Annotated in this window: 18 protein-coding genes and 1 pseudogene; 15 read left to right on the top strand and 4 right to left on the bottom strand. The window is 46.6% G+C overall.

The features are described from left to right. Nucleotides 1–17: 17 nt before the first annotated feature. The 10 genes and pseudogenes from nikB (at nt 18) to HPL003_RS06345 (ending at nt 9088) form a co-directional block, all read left to right on the top strand. The gene (nikB, locus tag HPL003_RS06395; RefSeq protein WP_014278818.1) at nt 18–962 is read left to right on the top strand and encodes a nickel ABC transporter permease subunit NikB; all 945 of its coding nucleotides are present in this window, start codon (nt 18–20) and stop codon (nt 960–962) included. Then, nucleotides 962–1792 carry a nickel ABC transporter permease subunit NikC gene (nikC, locus tag HPL003_RS06390; RefSeq protein WP_014278817.1) on the top strand — a complete coding sequence of 277 codons (831 nt, stop codon included), beginning with the start codon at nt 962–964 and terminating at the stop codon, nt 1790–1792. The genes nikB and nikC overlap by 1 nt, the downstream gene beginning before the upstream one ends. Nucleotides 1793–1812: 20 nt before the next feature. Then, nucleotides 1813–2643: a nickel import ATP-binding protein NikD gene (nikD, locus tag HPL003_RS06385; protein WP_014278816.1), complete on the top strand. Its 831-nt coding sequence runs from the start codon at nt 1813–1815 to the stop codon at nt 2641–2643. A gap of 37 nt (nt 2644–2680) precedes the next feature. Beyond that, nucleotides 2681–3490 (top strand): nickel import ATP-binding protein NikE, encoded by an 810-nt coding sequence (gene nikE / locus HPL003_RS06380; protein WP_043922318.1) that lies wholly within the window; start codon nt 2681–2683, stop codon nt 3488–3490. A gap of 141 nt (nt 3491–3631) precedes the next feature. Continuing rightward, on the top strand, nt 3632–4441 hold the full coding sequence (locus HPL003_RS06375; RefSeq protein ID WP_014278814.1) for a transporter substrate-binding domain-containing protein: 810 nt from the start codon (nt 3632–3634) through the stop codon (nt 4439–4441). Nucleotides 4442–4471: 30 nt separating this feature from the next. Further along, nucleotides 4472–5188: an amino acid ABC transporter permease gene (locus tag HPL003_RS06370; protein WP_014278813.1), complete on the top strand. Its 717-nt coding sequence runs from the start codon at nt 4472–4474 to the stop codon at nt 5186–5188. Nucleotides 5189–5192: 4 nt separating this feature from the next. After that, nucleotides 5193–5945, top strand: a complete 753-nt coding sequence (locus HPL003_RS06365; RefSeq protein WP_014278812.1) for an amino acid ABC transporter ATP-binding protein — start codon at nt 5193–5195, stop codon at nt 5943–5945. Nucleotides 5946–6428: 483 nt separating this feature from the next. Next, nucleotides 6429–6893: pseudogene (locus HPL003_RS06360) on the top strand (Rpn family recombination-promoting nuclease/putative transposase); the annotation flags it as partial. 688 nt (nt 6894–7581) lie between these two features. Beyond that, a complete protein-coding gene (locus tag HPL003_RS06350; protein ID WP_014278810.1) occupies nt 7582–8598 on the top strand; it encodes an asparaginase in 1017 nt (338 codons plus the stop codon). Between the two features lie 46 nt (nt 8599–8644). Then, nucleotides 8645–9088: a hypothetical protein gene (locus HPL003_RS06345; protein ID WP_238533452.1), complete on the top strand. Its 444-nt coding sequence runs from the start codon at nt 8645–8647 to the stop codon at nt 9086–9088. A gap of 156 nt (nt 9089–9244) precedes the next feature. Here the strand turns inward: HPL003_RS06345 and HPL003_RS06340 are convergent, their stop codons facing one another. Beyond that, nucleotides 9245–9490, bottom strand: a complete 246-nt coding sequence (locus tag HPL003_RS06340; RefSeq protein ID WP_014278807.1) for a DUF6953 family protein — start codon at nt 9488–9490, stop codon at nt 9245–9247. 524 nt (nt 9491–10014) lie between these two features. Between HPL003_RS06340 and HPL003_RS06335 the strand changes: the two genes are divergently transcribed. Next, a complete protein-coding gene (locus HPL003_RS06335; RefSeq protein WP_014278806.1) occupies nt 10015–11415 on the top strand; it encodes a DNA-binding protein in 1401 nt (466 codons plus the stop codon). A gap of 209 nt (nt 11416–11624) precedes the next feature. Here HPL003_RS06335 and HPL003_RS06330 read toward each other — a convergent pair whose 3' ends face one another. Continuing rightward, complete coding sequence (locus tag HPL003_RS06330) at nt 11625–13364, bottom strand: ABC transporter substrate-binding protein (protein ID WP_014278805.1); 1740 nt, start codon at nt 13362–13364, stop codon at nt 11625–11627. Between the two features lie 147 nt (nt 13365–13511). Between HPL003_RS06330 and HPL003_RS06325 the strand changes: the two genes are divergently transcribed. Genes HPL003_RS06325 through HPL003_RS29140 form a run of 3 tightly spaced genes read left to right on the top strand, consistent with a single transcriptional unit; the run spans nt 13512 to nt 15864 of the window. Then, nucleotides 13512–15098, top strand: coding sequence for a DUF4153 domain-containing protein (locus HPL003_RS06325; protein WP_014278804.1), 1587 nt, complete (start codon nt 13512–13514; stop codon nt 15096–15098). Between the two features lie 13 nt (nt 15099–15111). Further along, on the top strand, nt 15112–15678 hold the full coding sequence (locus HPL003_RS06320) for a hypothetical protein (protein WP_014278803.1): 567 nt from the start codon (nt 15112–15114) through the stop codon (nt 15676–15678). A gap of 9 nt (nt 15679–15687) precedes the next feature. Next, on the top strand, nt 15688–15864 hold the full coding sequence (locus HPL003_RS29140) for a hypothetical protein (RefSeq protein ID WP_014278802.1): 177 nt from the start codon (nt 15688–15690) through the stop codon (nt 15862–15864). Between the two features lie 651 nt (nt 15865–16515). Here HPL003_RS29140 and HPL003_RS06305 read toward each other — a convergent pair. Continuing rightward, nucleotides 16516–16695: an aspartyl-phosphate phosphatase Spo0E family protein gene (locus HPL003_RS06305; RefSeq protein WP_014278799.1), complete on the bottom strand. Its 180-nt coding sequence runs from the start codon at nt 16693–16695 to the stop codon at nt 16516–16518. 491 nt (nt 16696–17186) lie between these two features. Here HPL003_RS06305 and HPL003_RS06300 point away from each other — a divergent pair, with 491 nt between their 5' ends. Then, nucleotides 17187–17699, top strand: coding sequence for a hypothetical protein (locus HPL003_RS06300; protein WP_014278797.1), 513 nt, complete (start codon nt 17187–17189; stop codon nt 17697–17699). A gap of 95 nt (nt 17700–17794) precedes the next feature. On the opposite strand, the gene HPL003_RS06295 is transcribed toward HPL003_RS06300, so the two are convergent. After that, nucleotides 17795–18295, bottom strand: coding sequence for a hypothetical protein (locus HPL003_RS06295; protein WP_014278796.1), 501 nt, complete (start codon nt 18293–18295; stop codon nt 17795–17797). Nucleotides 18296–18345 lie beyond the last annotated feature (50 nt).

Below are 18345 nucleotides of genomic sequence, written 5' to 3'. Positions count from 1 at the left end.
GGATAGGAGGACAACTCATGATCAGCTATATTGGGAAGCGAATGGTAGCGGTCATTCCTATTGTTCTCTTTGCCACCCTTGTTACCTTTGCACTCATTCATATTTCACCAGTTGATCCGGCCGAGGCCTATTTGACGGCAGCTCATATCTATCCAACTCCAGAAATTCTGGAGCAGAAAAGACATGAGTTTGGGCTGGATCAGCCTTTGCTGACCCAGTATATACAGACGCTGCAAAGAATCAGTCGGCTGGACTTTGGTATCTCATATCTGACGAACAAGCCGGTGTGGGATGAGGTGAAGGTTCGGCTGCCTGCCACTGTCGAGCTGGCCTTGAGCAGCATGCTGCTATCCATCGTGGTGAGTATCCCGCTGGGCGTGCTGGCGGCGATACGTAAAAATGGCTGGATCGACATGCTCAGTCGAGGGCTTTCTTATTTTGGAGCGTCTATTCCTCAATTCTGGCTGGGATATCTGTTGATCTTCTTTTTCTCCGTGAAGCTGGATTGGCTGCCTGTAGAGGGCCGGGGAACGTGGCAGCATCTGGTGTTGCCTACGTTGACCCTGTCGCTGGTTCTGATTGCTCTATATACGCGTCTGCTGCGCTCCAGTGTATTGGAGCAGCTTCAGGAAACGTATGTGCAGTATGCCAGAACCAGAGGGATTCGTGAGCGGGTGATCATGCTCAAGCATGTGCTCAAAATTGCCATTGCCCCGCTGATTACCGGTATGGGCATGAATCTGGGCAAGCTGCTGACCGGAACGATTATTGTGGAGCAGGTGTTTTCATGGCCCGGGTTTGGCCGTTATTTTGTGGAAGCGATTTTTAACCGGGATATTCCCGTCATACAATGCTATGTGTTTCTGGCGGCATGCCTGTTCATCGTATGCAATTTGCTCGTTGATCTGGTGCATTTGTATATGGATCCCCGAATTTCATCGAAGGGACGAACAGAGCAGTGATGATAAGGTTGCGTACAATGTTCAAGGGTCAAAAGGTGATCGTGGTCTGCTCTGTAGTGCTTTTGATTCTTTTTATGATTATGGTGCTGGCCCCGTGGCTGGCTCCCCATGATCCGGTTAAAGTCAATTTACTGCATAAGCTGGAAGGCCCTTCGAAGGAATATTGGCTGGGAACCGATCATTTGGGTCGGGACAATCTGTCCCGGCTGCTGTATGGAGCGCGGATTTCACTCGGTTTTGCGACATTAATTTTCCTGTCCTCGCTTAGCATCGGCGTCGTGATCGGATCAGTTGCAGGTTATTTGGGTGGCTGGGTCGATAGTGTGCTGATGCGGTTTTGCGAAGGTATTATGGCGTTTCCGAATCTGGTACTTGTGCTGGGTATTGTCGGTATTTTTGGGCCGGGTCTCATGCAGGTGCTGCTCGCCTTGATGATGGTGCAGTGGGTGTATTATGCCAGAATGTGCCGCAATATGGTCGTCAGTCTGAAAGAGCGGAATTTCATAGCTGCCGCAAGGATTAGCGGGTCCTCTTCAGGAGCCATTATCCGGCGGCATATCATTCCGAATGTACTGCGGCCGATTGTGGTCATGGGTACGCTGGAGATGGGCTGGGCGATCATGGATATTTCGGCGTTGTCTTTCCTCGGTCTGGGCATCCAGCCGCCGACCCCCGAATGGGGAGCCATGATTCATGAAGGAACGGGATACATCCGCAGTCATCCGGAATTAATGATCTATCCGGGCGTCATGATTCTGGTGGTGGTCATGGCCTTCAATATATTGGGAGAGGCGCTGTCCGACCGATACGGAATTGCCAAACGTCAGTAAAAACAGGAGTGAGAACAACGATGGACGACGGGGCGAAGTCGAAGGTGCTGGAGGTCAGCGGCTTGCAGGTAAAGCTCAAAACCGATGCAGGGGCGGTGTCTCTGCTGGAGCCGATCCATTTTGAGCTGAAAAAGGGACAGGTTCTTGGTCTTGTCGGCGAGAGTGGAAGCGGCAAAACGGTAACTTGTAACGCGCTGCTCCAGTTGCTGGATCGCCAGACGATGGACGTAGAAGGCAGTGTCCGTCTGAACGGGCGCGAGCTGAACGGAATGGCGGCCGAGGAGATGCGGCGCATTCGGGGCAAAGAAATCGCGTTTATTATGCAAAATCCAATGAGCGCTTTTACGCCGGTGTATACGATTGGGTCTCAGTTTATGGAAACGATCCGCACTCACACCGGATTGACCACACGACAGGCCCGCGACCTTGCCATATCGGCTTTGGAAAACATGAATCTGCCCGACCCGGCCAAGCTGATGAAGCGTTATCCGTTTCAGTTGAGCGGGGGGATGCTACAACGGGTCATGATTGCCATTTCGATGTGCCTGCGGCCAGCAGTGGTTATTGCGGATGAACCGACGACGGCGCTCGATGTGGTTAATCAGCTACAGGTGCTAAGAGAGCTGGATCGCTTGCGTACGGAATACGACACTTCCATTTTGCTGATCTCGCATGATCTGGGCGTCATATCCCAAATGGCGGATGAAGTGGCTGTCATGCAGCGGGGACGTATCGTTGAGCAGGCGGAGGTTCATCAGTTGTTCGATCAGCCACAGCATGATTATACGAAAATGCTGCTGCATGCCAGGCCCAAGTTGTCCCTACGGGGCGTGAATCAGGTAGGAGGTTAGTGGCCTGTAGACGGTTACACTTTCAAAAGGGGAGCGAATGCGCGTGCTACAAGTGAAGGAAGTAACTCATAGCTATGGAAGGCGCAAATGGTTGGGCCGCTCCGAACCACGCCCCCCTGTGCTGGCGGACGTTTCGCTTACCATAGAGAGTGGATTTTGCCTGGGCTTGCTTGGAACCAGCGGAGCGGGGAAAAGCACGCTGGGCAAGGTCATTCTGGGGCTGGAGAAGCCGCAGGAGGGTCAGGTGCTGTTCCAGGGTCAGGACATTTATAATGGAAGTCAACAAGTCCGCAGGGGACTGCGACGGGATATGCAGGTCGTATTTCAGGATTGCTATTCTGCTGTAAATCCCCGAATGACCGCCGGGCAGATTATCGGGGAGCCTCTGGACAATTACGAACGTTTATCGGTACAGGAGCAAAAGAGAACGGTCGAAAACCTGCTGGAACGAGTTGGTCTCAAGCCGGAGGATCGGAATAAATATCCGCATCAATTCAGCGGCGGACAATTGCAGCGGATCAACATTGCACGGGCGATTGCCCTCAAGCCCAAGCTCATCGTACTGGATGAGTCTGTCAGCAGCCTGGATATGGTTCACCAGATGCATATTTTATCCCTGCTGGGAGAGCTGAAATCCTCGTTCGGATTGTCGTATCTGTTCATCACGCATGATATTCGGGCGGCTTACGCCGTCTGTGATGGTATTGCCGTGATGGAGCAGGGGAAATTGATCGAACGCTGCGATGACAAGGACCGGATTTTTGAATCGGCGCATCCCGCTGTGCAACGGTTGATCTCGTCCATTTTACCAGAGCATCCCGCAGACCGTCTCTCTCTCCATGGATGATGTAGTCGGACCCGCAAGGGTCCTTTTTTGTGCAACATATGGATAAGTGATCTAAATTAAATTTATCTGTTGTATTATTTCAGGAACCCGTTATAATATAAAATCATACTAAATCACTTGGATTAAAAGGGAGAATCACATATGAAGAAATCTGCGTTTGTTGCAGCGATTGGCCTATCGCTCGTGTTATTGACGGGAGCCTTGAGCGGATGTTCCTCGAAGGAAGCAGCATCGGGGGATAAGGTTATTTATGTGGGCACACAAAATGACTACCCGCCGTTCGCTTTCACGAATGATAAAAATGAGCTGACCGGGTACGATGTGGAAGTGGTCAAGGAGATTGACAAGAAGCTGGACGGCTATAAGTTTGAGTTTGTACCTTCCGGCTGGGACGGAATTTTCCTGGCGCTGGAATCGAACAAGATTCAGGTCGTAGCAGATGAAGTCGCCAAAAATCCCGAGCGTGAGCAAAAATATTTGTTCTCAGGTGAATCCTACTTTCAGGCACAATCCGTCATAGTTGTGAAAAAGGGTAGAACCGATATTCATTCCCTCAAGGATTTGGAAGGCAAGAAGGTAGCCGCTTCGGTAGGCGATTCCTACACACAATTGCTGGAACAGTACAATGCGAAGAACGGCAACAAAATTATTTTGAAATACAATGACACGGGTACCTCATCCGACAACCTTCAGGACGTGCAAAATGGCCGGGTGGACGCTTATGTGAATGATCCAGTCATGACGGCTGCTACGATCAAGAAGGAAGGCTTGCAGGTCGAAGCGATAGGTGATCCTGTGCAAACGGATGATATCAATCTGGTGTTCAAAAAGGATAAGCAGGGCGAAGAGCTGAAAGCTAAAATCGACCCGATTATTAAAGAGCTTAAAACGGACGGAACGCTGAAAAAACTGTCTGAACAATGGACAGGAGGGGAATATATCCCGCAGTAACAACAATGTAATGGGTAAAGTGAGGTTCCTATGGAAAAGCTGTTTGATCTGGATTATATGCTGAAAAGCCTTCCTCGGATCGTGGAGTATCTGCCCGTTACGCTATGGATTGCGCTATTGTCCATGCTGCTGGGTTCGATCATCGGGTTGGGGACGGCTTTAATTCGGATATACAAGGTGCCTGTATTGGCGCAATTGTCTACGTTGTATGTCTCGTACATTCGGGGAACGCCGCTCATTGTGCAGTTATTTCTCGTATATTATGGAATACCCAAGTTTCTATATTATTTTCAGAGCGAATACGGTTTCTTGCAGCAATTAAATATCTATGTGATTCCGCCCGAGATTTTCGCGTTGTTGTCATTTTCGCTGAATCTCGGGGGGTATCTGTCGGAAACGTTCCGGGCGGCGATTAATTCGGTGGATCGGGGGCAATTTGAGGCTGCGAATTCCATCGGGATGAGTCAGACACAGATTATGCTTAAAATTGTGCTGCCACAAGCGTTGACGGTGGCCTTGCCCAATCTGGGGAACACGCTGATTAGTACGGTGAAGGATACGTCTTTTATCTTTATGATTGGTGTTGTTGATATGATGGGACAGGCCAAAATTATGGGCGCTCGTGCGCTGGCCTTTTTTGAGGTATACGTTGCGGTGTCCCTGATCTACTGGCTGGTGTGCATCATTATTGAGCGTGGGCTTGTCGTGCTGGAGAAGCGTATTCGAATTTACGAAAGAAGTGAGTAAGGACATGATTCAGCTTCATCAAATTCATAAGCATTTTGGACAGCATCATGTGTTGAAGGGTATAGACCTGACCGTAGGCAAAGGAGAAGTCGTGGTTATTCTGGGGCCAAGCGGATCAGGCAAGTCCACATTGCTGCGCAGCATTAATTTTTTGGAGCAGCCGACCAGCGGTGTCATTGAGATTGACGGTGTGAAGGTGGATGCAGCCAAGGCGGGGAAAAAGGACATTCTCGGACTGCGCACGGCAACGGCAATGGTATTTCAGCAATATCAACTGTTCAAAAACCTGAATGCCCTCCACAATGTCATGATCGGCCTGACCAGTGTCAAAAAGCTGGACCGCAAGCAGGCGAGGGAGATCAGTGAAGGCATTCTGGAAAAGGTCGGGTTGAAGGATCGCATGACCTACTACCCTGCCCAGCTTTCGGGTGGACAGCAGCAGCGTGTTGCAATTGCCCGCGCTTTGGCACTGAATCCGCAGGTGTTGCTGTTCGACGAACCAACGTCCTCACTCGACCCTGAGCTGGTGGATGAAGTGCTGTCAGTCATTCAAAAAGTGGCAAGTGAAGGCAATACGATGATTATCGTCACGCATGAGCTTGGCTTTGCGAGAGATGTAGCGGATCGGGTCGTACTGATGGAGCATGGTGTGATCGTGGAGCAAGGCCCGGTAGAGCAGTTTTTCACCAATCCGAAGGAAGAACGAACACGGCAGTTCCTGGGCAAAGCGTTGGTACAGAGAGCGCCACAGGAGTAATTGGTATTTCCGTAAGAGTACGCAGAATGGGGTACAACAAGGTTCGTCTCCATATGCAGTACCAGTGAAGACACCTTAAATGGTGTCTTTTTTCATTTCAGTGGCTGTTTTGGGCTATACACATGGCGGCTAGAAAGCTTGCTATGACACGATTTCTGGGGCTTACGGTTAATGAATACAGTGAGCTTCACTGATGCTATGCGAAGATGGGCAAGTTTGGCCGTCACGTAACCAGTGTTAAATATAGCCGCCTTCCATATCTCCTCATCCGTACTTCGATTCGTTAAAACTACTTCTCTAAAACCTCCAAAGCTTCTTAGTTTTCTTTTACTAAACTGCTCACTTATGCCTAATATATTCCAACACGGCAAGCTGATTCAAGCTGAGCGGTTTTACTCACCTTTGTAAGGCTCAAAACCCTTGAAAAATGATATAATAATAACGAATGGAGCTGGTAACGATGGATTTACTTGACCCTCGTGTATTTTAAACTATTCGTTCTTGAAGAATGAGCAATATCACAACATATTTCATTTGCGGGAAGACCGGACAGGGATATCCTTGATTGATGACATTGAGGTTCATTTCTTGGAATTGCCTAAGCTGGATGAGCATAGCGTTCCGTCTGAAGGCGGATTGATCAATTGGCTGTTGTTTCTAAAAAGTGCCGATACATCATATTGGGAGGTGCTGAAGATGAATGAGCCAGGTTTGGAGAAGGCGATGGACACCCTGCAATATTTGAGTCAGGATTCGGATGCCAGACGATTGTATGAGGCCAGACAGAAGTATCTGCATGATGAGGCTTCTATGCTGGAAAGTGCAGAAATGGAAGGTGTTAAGAAAGTGGCCAAGAATATGCTCGAAATGAATCTGGATATAACGACCATTGTGAAGGCCACTGGATTAACGGAACAGGAAATCAAAGGCTTGAGCAAGAATAGTTAAGGGTATTTCTAATTCTCTTTTGATTGACAGCTATGTTTAAGATGGTTTAGCCTATATTCACATTGAGGTCTTTAAAAATATCAATAATAACTCTGCTCATCTTTGTGTACTTACCATTGATGTTAGAGACTATAGATCCTTCTGCATTCCAATATGACCATGATTCAGTAGTTGCTTTGTCAACTGTTTCAAAACCAGTAGTGTTGATGAATGCAGGGAGTAATGGAGCAGAGGACTTTTTGCCAGCTTTTCTACATAGCTGCCGATGAATTCTTGATCTCAGAAAGATTTCGGCTGGAGATGTGGTCCTGAAAGCAAGAAAGCAGTTGTCGCAGACTTTCCTCTGTGATGGTTGCTTTTTCTTTTACATGCTGAGCCTCAAAGATGACTGAGCCATCCGTGCTTGTACACATAGAGTCTGTAAAATAAATTGTGTACTCACCCATGCTTATTTCCAATGTCACTTAAATCAGTCTTGTGATTTTTTGTGAAGTACGTAATGTATAGAATGAAAAGTGTTGAAATGAATTCCGAGGGGGAGCTATGTATTAAAAGGGGGTATTATCGCAAGGTCATCGGAATCGGCCTGATTTTTTTACTTTCTATTGTGTTGTTCGTTACTATTTATTTGCAAACGATACCGAATCAGGACATATCCTAAGATGTAATCGGGAAGGAACATGGGTACATGAAAAAGGTTCTATTTATTAATACCGGAGGGACGATCTCTTCCTCCTATCAGGAAAATGGTCTGACGCCGACCCAATCGGCTGAAAATATCTTGGCGGAAATTCCAGAGTTGAAGGAAATCTGTGAAATTGATGCCCATAATCTGATGAGCATTGATAGCACGAATACACAACCGGAGGACTGGGCTTCCATCGCCCGAATGGTACATCGTTCCCTCGACCAGTACGACGGTATCGTCATTGCCCATGGCACGGATACGATGGCTTATACAGCCTCTGCTTTGAGCTTCATGTTGGGAACCGTAGACAAGCCGGTCGTGGTGACGGGGTCGCAGGTGTCCATTCTGGCTGAGCACAGTGATTCCAAAAAAAATGTAATCGACTCGTTCCTGACCGCATGTGGGGAGGTGGCAGGGGTATTTGTCGTATTTAACGGCAAAATCATCAACGGCAGCCGCAGCTCCAAAATCAGAACGCGCAGCTATAACGCTTTTGAGAGTATTAACTATCCGTATATCGGCCTCGTGGAAGATGGGAAGGTGGTCTATACAGAGGGCGTATTTGCGAATCGCGGTACAGTTCGCCATCCGTACAATGACGGGTATGCTTCGGAGGTATTTCTGCTCAGACTGATTCCCGGTACGAATCCGGCAATTTTCGATGCCATTCAGGGTTTGGGCTATAAAGGGATCGTGATTGAGGGCTTTGGCATGGGTGGCGTGCCCTTCAAGGAAAGAAGCCTGATCAGCAAAATTGAGGAATTAATGAAGGATGGCATGAGCATCGTCGTGACCACCCAATGTCCTTATGAGGGCGGCGATCTGACGATTTATGAGGTAGGGCAGAAGGTGCTGGAAAAGGGTGTTATTCCGGGTTATGACATGACGACGGAGGCACTTGTGACTAAAATGATGTGGGCGTTGGGCCAGACCACTGACCCTGCCGGAGTAGCAAAAATTATGGCCACGAACTATGCGGACGAGGTTTCCTTGCCTACGGATACAGCCCCCCTGTAAGGGAATTCCGATTGTTACTGCAACGGGCCCGAAGGGCGGAATTCACTTGATGGAGGGCTATACGGCGAACCTTAAACAGTTAAATAGCGGTGATGTCATTCAGTTGTACTTAACGGGTATGGGCATTTATACGGGCGGGCCAACAGAATCGGGCTTGAAGCTAAAAAATGCACTGCTCAAACTGGAACAGACCATGCCGGACTCTTATCAGTCAGATATTCGGAAGGCCAAAGCGCGGTTTTATTTTGATGATACGCCCTGGTGGACGGAGGGCGTAGCGATTCCCTGCCTTGAGGTCGTGAGAGCTGCGGTATGGGGGTCTTATAAAATAACCATTCAGTACCGTAAAGCGGATGGAACCCGTTCTTCCCCGGTTGTGATCCGGACGAATGAGGCGCAAGCTGGAATCGTAGCGAAAAGACTGGAAATTCTCCAGTCCCGCACAGGAAGGAAGCCAGTTGCTTCTGACCGTAAACATGTACAGCTATGAAGCGGCCTGTCGTGATACAATGGATTGGATTGGCCGAGTTGAAATCGTAGAGCCTGCAGCCCTCCGGCATTTTGTGAAGGGGCAAATCAGCCAACTCCAGAAAAAATATATATAAATCATCAAAAAACACCTGCCAATGGCAGATGCTTTTGCTTGTTACGTCCAGGCCCAGAGGAATCCGTCACGATCCCAGGCGATTTTACCGCCATGAAGCTTGCGAAACGCTTTTTTGATTTCCTTTTCGAGAGATACATGACCATGCTCACTTATAAACACATACTGCTCTCCATACTCAGAGCGTACATATGCAATCGCGTCTTCTTGTTTTAAGGTTCCCACTTCACGAATTTGTGCGACCATCCATGCTGCAATTTGCTGTTCTGTTGTAAGGGTATTATTCATTTGTCATATCCTTTCCTTTGTTCCATAATACATCAGATTATAGCTAATTGACCTATGGTAAGATAAGTGTTTTTCAATTCACTCTTCATATAGTATACGCAAACTACGAAATTACCAAATCTGTCGGTAGCAGCCCCTAGTTGTGAATTGATTTTGAGTAGTTTGTAAATACGCAACTCATTATTCATATTTATACATCTATGAAATAAATACTATGAACTATATGTTTTTAGTTTTTTATATTTTAGAATAATCATTGTTGCGCTTTATTGTAATTATCTGTTACAAGAGGCGCGTAAGAGGAAGCAAGGGACCTTACTCTAAGAATACGTGACCTATCCATATCGCTAAGCTAGTGATTCGTGTGATTTCAAGAAAAGATTGACTCTGTCCAGATAAATTTTAAGTAAACGAATTTATACAGTTGGCGAAGTGGGTTTTGTTTTGTATAATAAAGGGAATATTCACGGGAATTTTCTTTTTTTGAATTGAAAACATACAAGTAATCCCTGGGGGTGCCTGATTTGAAGGAAACAACCACGATTCGTGCAGAGCTGGAACAGTATATCAGACGTGAAGGAATCACGATTAGTAAGTTTGGGGAGAACACGGGTATTAATGCGGGCACGATCAGTGCCATTATCAACGGTAATCGGCCGATTGCGATGTTGCTATTGGATCGGATTGCGGCAGGCATGGGGCTTGAAGAAGGAAGTCTCTATGAGCTGTACATTGAAGAATTTATACGGAATGCAGCACCGAATTGGCGGCGGGTTCGCCCATTTTTGTACCGCTGTGCAGAGCTGAACAAGCTGGACTGTATTGAACAAGTCGTGGAATTTATGATGGACTATCTGATTTACGCTCCGGCCTTGTTTGAAACGGCAGAAGAATTGTTCAGAGAAGGCAGATTTGCGGCAGCGGCTATTATCTATAAAAATGTCTCGGAAAGCGAGAAGTATCAGCATTCCGAACGTCTGGCTCTCTGCCAGTATCGGTTATTTACAATCGCTGTCGGTGATGATCAGGACGAAAATTTGTGGGCCGCTACTCACTTTGAAAGCTTTGTAGATCGATTGGGTGAAGTGGATCAACTGGATGCATTAAAGGATTTGGCCAATACTTATGTTTCGCTGCGTCGGTGGGATAAAGTAGACGCGTTAGCTGATAAAATGTGTCGCAGGGCTAAAGTGCAGTATGAGCAAAAATATGGAAAAACTAGAAGAGCAGAGCGTGACAAGGAAACAAAGGGTCCTTTGTTTATGTATATTGTATACTCTTACGTGCTGCGTGCCGGTATTTGTGACGAACGAGGGGATTACAAAAAGGCTTTGGAATATGTCTCCCTGTATGCGGATCTAAGCTGGGTGCAGGAGGATACGGAAGAAGCACGCCGCTTGAAGGAACAGTGTAGTAACTGGGCTGAGGCTAACGGATATCTGTATCAGCTTATGTCCGGTAAACTGGACGTCATTCCACAGTATGTGGCCTATCTGGAAAGAAACGAAGGCGAGATTCTGATGGGATTGTTCAAAATCATGCTGGCCGCAAACCGTTATGATTTTAATGTGGACGATGTACTGCAACGTTTCGAAAAAGAGATTGCTGCATTTGCGGATCACCATACCAAGGTAGGCACCTATACGGAGCAAGTGTCAGCGGATCTCTATGCACGATTCCTAGCCGAGCGGGCTTGCTACGATCTCGATAAAAAGCGCTATGCAAAAGGCATGAAATTTCTGTTGGAAAGCCTGTCCTATTCCGTGGTGCTGAATGGTAATCCTGTAACGATTAAATGTGTAGGTTTATTTGAGAAATTCCGGCATACTGCCTCGCCGGAGGCGACGGAGGAATATAAAAATTTACTTAGAGAGGTAGATCATTTTAATGATAAAAAAGATCGTTATTTTTCTGCTCGCGTTTAATTTTTTTATCATACTAAATTCTTCACCCATTGCTCCCCCTGTAGAGGATCCTAGTGGAGCTCACAGTCATGGGATGGGTGGCTGGTCATTTTCATCCCAGGATACTTCTGCTTAAATTAGGCTGGGATATCGACATGAAAGGTATTCTCTTGTAAAAGAGGATACCTTTTTTATTGTGGCGGAACACTCGCGAATGAACTCTTTTTCCATTAAGGCTTGGATATTTGCAGTTGAGCAGGCGGGAACCAGACATGACGCAGATCCACCCACCCCTGGCTGTTGAAGGAAACGCCGCGTACAGAAGGGAGATATGCTGTCTGGACGGGCTTTTCATATAAAATATGGAGCTGGTGCTCCTGAATAAGCCGGGCTTCGATATGCTCGAATTGACGCGCTCTGACCGTATGATCTGCTTCCCGTGTAATATCGCGCAGCAGTCTTTCGATATCCACACGGCTATGCGGCTCCACATGGCCGGACACGTTGAGATACAGATCGAACAGGCGCAATTGCTCATCACGGTCACGAAACAAAGAAAAGATGATCAGGTCTGATTCCATACGGATGGAGGAGCTTTTGAATTCATTCATGGACGCAGCCACGATATTACAAGTATATCCGCACGATTCCAGCTGAGCCGCGACCCGGTCCGCATCGGCTCTATACTCGGGAATGGTCGCAATTTGCAGCGTTGCCGGGGGTTCATACGACTCGTCGGATGCATCCACCATCGGAGGGAGGCTGCGATGATCCAGACACGCCACGATACGGTCACGTACTTCCGGGTTACGTAACGGCCCGTCCTTGTGCGTATTGCATGTAATAAATTTACGCACCGAGGCTGCCGAGTGAATCTGACTCCATGCAGTATCCGTGTTCCCGGCCAATACGGGATTGTGGATGATATGAAAAGGCGAAGCTGTATCTGCGGTATCCGCCGCCGATTCCGGCTTGGCCGCCCACGGGAGCTGAACAATTTCCACCCGGTCGAGATGGGCGCGGCCTTGAAAATAAGGAGCGAATGCCTCCAGTATGCATAAGCTCTCGTTCATCTCCGTGACCTTGAAAGCCCCTGTGCCCACAGGGCGGATGCCAAAGGCCGCTTCACCCGCCTGATTCAGCTCACGAGGCACGATGGCGGCACGACTGGTACACAGGAAGGACAGAAATAGCTCATTTGGCTCCTTCAGCTCGAAGCGTACTATCGTCGGACTGAGCGCCTGTACGTGCTCGATTTGCCGAACGATAAAATGGTACAGCCTCCGTCCCGGCGCACGGCTCAGCCGCTCAAAGGTATAAACCACATCCTCGGCGGTCAGTATTTTGCCGTTATGGAACAGTACTTCCTTACGTAAGAAAAAGGTCCATTGCGTACGGGTAGCGTCCACCTCCCAAGCGTGCGCCAGTCCCGGCAAAATCTCACCGCTCTCGTTCGCCCGGCGGGCCAGCCCGTCAAAGACGTGGCTGGATACGAAGGACTCCGCGAGCCAGTTCATATACAGCGGGTCCAGCGTGTATAGCTGCTGGCGAATGGGCAGACGCAACGTATCAATCTGCTGCTGATCGCTGCGAACCTCTGCATGATGCCCAAAGTAGTTCAGCAGCCAGCCTTGCAAATGCTCCTGCATCGTGGATGAACGCGAATGGGCCCGGATTTCATCCAGTGCGCGTTTGATGTCGTGGCGGTCGATGGCCTGCATCATGGACTGCACCGCAATGTCCTCCGGCTGAATCAGGAAGTGCAGGCTGGAGCGGCGGCCCCTGCCTCGGCGGGGAGTCCACTGTATCCAGTCATGCTTTTCCATTTTCTGAATGATCATCAGGGCATTACGGTGGGTGCAGTCAAAAATAGCCGCCAACTCATCCAGCGTAGTCTCTATTGTATGGTTCTCGTCCCTGTCGTCAGCGGTGTGCGAGTGAAGCCGCAAAAATTGGGCATGAAGTTTCATAAAATGGTTGCTCCGTTTCCCCTATGGATGATTAAAGTACAGTCGTTTATATAAAATAGGAAATTTTACGTCGATTAATTTCTCTTTATCTTCTTATTTTATCATCTACAATAAGGGTTATAAAGCATATTTGTGGAGGTATTTACCATGCATGACAAGTTGAGTGGAACTTCTTTGCCGAAACCGTCGTTCCTGTCCGCCTTTGCTGCTGCGATTGTGTTGGCGCTGGTTCATCAATATCTGTTTTACGGGCATGCGCTAGGCGTGTCTCTGCCGATTTTTGTCATTCTGTTCTACACCTATATGTATGTCTATAATCGGGATCGTATCCGGCTTGACTCATGGATGGGGCGATTGCTGTTTGCCGTGATTGTGCTGCTGTCGCTGACGTATGCACTGTTCGATAATCCGGTTTTATATGTGTTAAATGCATTGGCTATACCTGCTCTGATTAGTGTACATATGGTGATGCTGCTCGGAGAGAAGAGGCATAGCTGGTCGGAACCCGGTATCATTGGTCAGGCGTTAAGCCATTTGTTTTATCAAAATCTGCGACATGTCGTGACTCCGTTTCGGATGTTCAAGACAGCAGCCTTTCGGAATGTAAAGGATGAGCGCAAGCGTGTATTGGGGAAAGTGATGGTCGGTTTGCTGATCGCCCTGCCGCTGCTGTTCATCATTATATCTTTGCTGGCATCAGCGGATGGGATGTTCGAGGAACTGTTATCCGGCATACCTTCATGGATCGGAACGCTGTCATTTGGTAGCGGAATGCTGCGGCTGATCTGGACCTGCTTCTTTACCTTCTGTTTTTTCTGCTATTTGTGGGGATTCGTACAGCCTGCTTTGCGTGATCCGGGCCAAGAGGAGCAGTCGCGGCACGGGTTAAGCGAGGGGGCGAATGGTCAAACCACCGAGTATGATGGTCATTCCTCGGTGATCATCGACAGATCAAGGATACCTTATCACGAGCCGGTAGCGATCAAGTTTGATCCTGTGATTACAGCTACGGTGCTGATGGTTATGAATCTGGTGTATGTTGTGTTCGTCGTATTGCAGTTCGGGTATCTGTTTGGTGCATGGGAAGGTACCTTGCCAGAAGGAACCTCGTATGCAGAATATGCGAGAAGGGGCTTCGGGGAGCTGGTTATGGTGACAGGTATCAACTTTGTGCTCATGATCAGTGTGCTAAAGTGGACCGAATTCGGCTCAAATATATTGCAAAAAATGAACAACGGCTTGCTGTATGTACTTGTGGGCTGCTCGGGTGTGATGCTGTATTCGGGCTATACCCGGTTGGTCATGTACGAAGAGGCCTATGGATATACGTACACCCGTTATCTGGTACACGCGTTTATGATTTTTCTGGGCTTGCTGCTACTCATTGCGGCAGTGCGCATTCATGTCCGTCAGCTTCCGTTGGCGAAATATTATGTTGTACTCGCTTTGGTGGCGTATGTTGTTGTGAATTATGTGGGCATTGATGTACGGATTGCTGAAAATAATCTCGAACGGTATCGCACTACATCGGTGATAGATAAGGAATATTTGAGTGGGCTATCGGCGGATGCTATTCCGCTGCTGATTGAATTTAGCCGTAAGGAACACGGAGCGATGGATGAGTTTCTACAAGGTCGTCTGATGAGCATGACGAGGGAAGAAACGGCATGGCCTGCGTTCAATTGGGCCGAATATCGGGCACAGCGCAAGCTGCACGACTATATTTTGGAATGAGAGGTGCTTGGGAATGATCGGAACAGATGCAGTACAGGGTATGGTTTTGGAGCTACAAAATGAAATGTCACAGTATCGGCATCAGTTTGTTGTAAGACGGAACGCTTTTCTCGCGGAGGCGATGTGCCTCGGCTTGAGTGAGGGGGAGACCCGCTCTTATGCTGTCCAGAGCATCGGTCCGGTCGTTCCCGTTACGTGTATGCCCACGCTGGCTCCTGGCAAAACCCGGCCGCTCAGTCCGATGCTGGAAGCACGCTACCGTTATGCCGGGTACTGGCAGGACATGGGAGAGCATATGCTCTTGCCGGATGATGTGCTGCGGATCTCAGGCACAGAGCGGTTTCGCAGTTGGATCAGCGATATGCGGAATTATTGGGTGGAATCGGCCCCGTACCGATTTGGGGATGACCGCCTTTCGCTCCTGTCTGTCGCCAATGAGGAGGAAGGCCACTTTTCCATGCTGGTCTGGAAGGAGCCTGGTGAAGAGCCAGAAGTATGGACGTACGCTTCGCAGCATGAATACCGGTTCAGCCATCTGCTGCATTGGTTCAAATGGTTGAACGGGCGGAGTGAAGAATGAGAGGTACAGATGAAAAAGCATCGTAATTGGATTGTGCTATTTATCGGCGTCGCTCTGATGGCGGGAGTTGCGGACTATTTTACACAAGCTAAACGGGCTACTGATGAGCTTATCGTTCCAACTATAATCAGTGAAGAAAGCCTTCATTTATTCGATGATACGTTAGTGAATGATGCAGACAAGTGATGTTGAACAAGAGGACTATGGCTCTTTCCTCTGCTTATATCGTTGGAAAAAGTAAGTATTCGATAGACGAGGTGAAGGAGCTATTTTTGGCAAAGGTTCCGGGGTGTAGTGGATACGATCAACAACCGGTTCAGATCAGGTTCGAGTGGCTAAAGCGCTTTGCTGGGAGTTTCTTTCCCGGCAAGGCGCTTTATATTTTTCCAAGTCGAACGCAGGCTTTTTCCAGTTCGCGCCATGTCAAGATAAATATTTCCTTATTCAAAGCATTTATGCCTATTTTTGATCTACTGATATTTTTGAAATAAGGAGGTTTTATCTTGGATCGCGTAGGAATGGTCAGGGACCTAGATAGCTTAGGTCGGATTGTCATCCCCGTAGATATAAGGAGGCGTCTTGGGATTGGCAAGCATACAGCCATGGAATTTTGGATGACGGAGAGTGGTTTGATCATGCGGCAATGCACGGGGAAAGTCTGTACCTTATGTGGCGAGCTTCAACATCTTACATATTTTAAAAATGCTTGGATTTGTATCTGCTGTATGAATGAACTGAAAAATAAACGATAAAGCTGGCAATCAGATGATTCGGCATTGTATGTTACAATAAAAGGGCGAGCGACCCACCACAAGTTTCTCGCCCAGTCGATTGCCTTTAAGCGATCGGCTTTTTTAATTTTGTATAGTACATCCGATTATATTGATTAATCAGCTCGTCCAAAACCATAGATTGCCGGAGTACATACATATGATCTAGTCCGTATTTCGCTTGCAAATCATAGAGCCGCTGTCGATTTTTCTCCAATCGCTGCTGCAAAGCTTTTTCACTTCCCATGATACATCCCTCCTTTGGTGATACTCATTTTAGGATGCCATGTGTATTTTTGGGAAAAGTGAAAGTGCATGAGGAATATCTTTTCTAGAGAATAAAACAGCTCGAAGGGGTTATCCAGCTAAGTTGTTGTTTGAATCAAGAGGTTATTTCGATTGATTAAGTCAATGAACAAAGGGGATTATGCTCCCATAAAGTTTTTCACGAATATTTCTAAAGAATTAAATATTATTTTGAAACTTGATGTTTGTACAGAGTTCGAATATTACAAGAAGCCGACTATATCAAGTTTAAAGCAAGGTAATTGAATGGGATAAACAAGTGGTAAAGTATTAGAAAAGAGGGATTTTACTTGGTTTATATTGGTATTTGTATAGTCATCTAGTCAATGACAAGATAATTTTTTCACACTATAATAGGGATGAATAGGTTGATATTTTACATATATGGAAATGTATACATTGCATTTTGGATTTGATCTTAGGGAGGTAAAAATGCTTAAAGACAAATGGAAATTAATTTTTATTTTAATAAGTTTAATCCTAATTGTCGTGGTTTCAAATTACTTCACAAGAGATAAATACACCGTCACTAATGAGGATACAATCAAAAAAGTTGCAAGCAAAGAAAAGTTTGAACTACTAAACTACAAAATAGTAAATACTGTAGACAAGCCATTTTCTCTAATTGCTTACAAAGATCATAAGCGTATCGGAGTCGGAATGTTAACTATAGTAAATGGACAAGAGGAATTTGTAAGTGAATTAGAGATTCAGGAAGATAAAAAGCAGGTAGTGCAAACCATTGGACGCAAAAGTGGCTCTCCGTATTTGGCACTCTTCATTAACAGTGAGGAAATTCTTATGTTTGGCAAAACTATATCTATTACCTTTCCAAATCAGCGTACACAGACAAAAAAAATGAACGTTAAAGAAACAGCATACATCTTCATAAGTGATAGTTCTGATACACGTTTTAAACCATTCGAGATGGTCAAGGTAAAGTGATTTATAAAAAATAACTAAGTGAGGGTGTCGCATTGAAATTCTTAAATAAAAGAATGACAATTATACTTTTGCTGGTACTTGAGCATCGAGTAGTATTAGAAATAAAATAGCCTCTCTTTTCTCACTTCGTTAATTAAATTGTAGTATTCTGAATCTGTTTGATCGCTTGCAAAATTCCTAAACTTTTCAAATAAATTCATACATTTGATGAAGAATACTTCATTATTTAATAAAGCGGATTTTCTTAAACAGTTTAATAAGTATATAAAACCGTGGGAATGCATAGCCCTATTTAAACTATAGTGGGCTAATTCGTACAATAGACGAATTAGTTGATCAGAAATATTTTGTGCGGCATACAGGCTTTTTGGTTCCTGCTTCATAAATTCGTTGATACTTGATTCAAAGCGTTGAATCACATAATCTACATTAATTTGATATCGGTTAGCGGCTTCAAAGATGTTACACAAGGCTACGAGAGTTTCATCTTTCTTTGATTCAATATATGCTACATAATCTGGAATTACGCTTGCATCCCCAGATAAGAGCTTAACTGAATAAAGGTTAGCATGCGCCCATTCTTGAAACAGTCGCATCCAATGCTGAGCATCCTCGCTTGTATCCTTTACCCAACTTACATCTCCAT

The organism is Paenibacillus terrae HPL-003 (assembly GCF_000235585.1).
Lineage (GTDB): Bacteria > Bacillota > Bacilli > Paenibacillales > Paenibacillaceae > Paenibacillus > Paenibacillus terrae_B.
This window is presented reverse-complemented; position numbering and strand designations above follow the sequence as displayed.

Coding starts and splice junctions, on each gene's coding strand:
- nikB (WP_014278818.1), top strand. CDS start 18: ATGATCAGCTATATTGGGAAGCGAATGGTAGCGGTCATTCCTATTGTT.
- nikC (WP_014278817.1), top strand. CDS start 962: ATGATAAGGTTGCGTACAATGTTCAAGGGTCAAAAGGTGATCGTGGTC.
- nikD (WP_014278816.1), top strand. CDS start 1,813: ATGGACGACGGGGCGAAGTCGAAGGTGCTGGAGGTCAGCGGCTTGCAG.
- nikE (WP_043922318.1), top strand. CDS start 2,681: ATGCGCGTGCTACAAGTGAAGGAAGTAACTCATAGCTATGGAAGGCGC.
- HPL003_RS06375 (WP_014278814.1), top strand. CDS start 3,632: ATGAAGAAATCTGCGTTTGTTGCAGCGATTGGCCTATCGCTCGTGTTA.
- HPL003_RS06370 (WP_014278813.1), top strand. CDS start 4,472: ATGGAAAAGCTGTTTGATCTGGATTATATGCTGAAAAGCCTTCCTCGG.
- HPL003_RS06365 (WP_014278812.1), top strand. CDS start 5,193: ATGATTCAGCTTCATCAAATTCATAAGCATTTTGGACAGCATCATGTG.
- HPL003_RS06350 (WP_014278810.1), top strand. CDS start 7,582: ATGAAAAAGGTTCTATTTATTAATACCGGAGGGACGATCTCTTCCTCC.
- HPL003_RS06340 (WP_014278807.1), bottom strand. CDS start 9,490: ATGAATAATACCCTTACAACAGAACAGCAAATTGCAGCATGGATGGTC.
- HPL003_RS06330 (WP_014278805.1), bottom strand. CDS start 13,364: ATGAAACTTCATGCCCAATTTTTGCGGCTTCACTCGCACACCGCTGAC.
- HPL003_RS06325 (WP_014278804.1), top strand. CDS start 13,512: ATGCATGACAAGTTGAGTGGAACTTCTTTGCCGAAACCGTCGTTCCTG.
- HPL003_RS06320 (WP_014278803.1), top strand. CDS start 15,112: ATGATCGGAACAGATGCAGTACAGGGTATGGTTTTGGAGCTACAAAAT.
- HPL003_RS29140 (WP_014278802.1), top strand. CDS start 15,688: ATGAAAAAGCATCGTAATTGGATTGTGCTATTTATCGGCGTCGCTCTG.
- HPL003_RS06305 (WP_014278799.1), bottom strand. CDS start 16,695: ATGGGAAGTGAAAAAGCTTTGCAGCAGCGATTGGAGAAAAATCGACAG.
- HPL003_RS06300 (WP_014278797.1), top strand. CDS start 17,187: ATGCTTAAAGACAAATGGAAATTAATTTTTATTTTAATAAGTTTAATC.
- HPL003_RS06295 (WP_014278796.1), bottom strand. CDS start 18,295: ATGCGACTGTTTCAAGAATGGGCGCATGCTAACCTTTATTCAGTTAAG.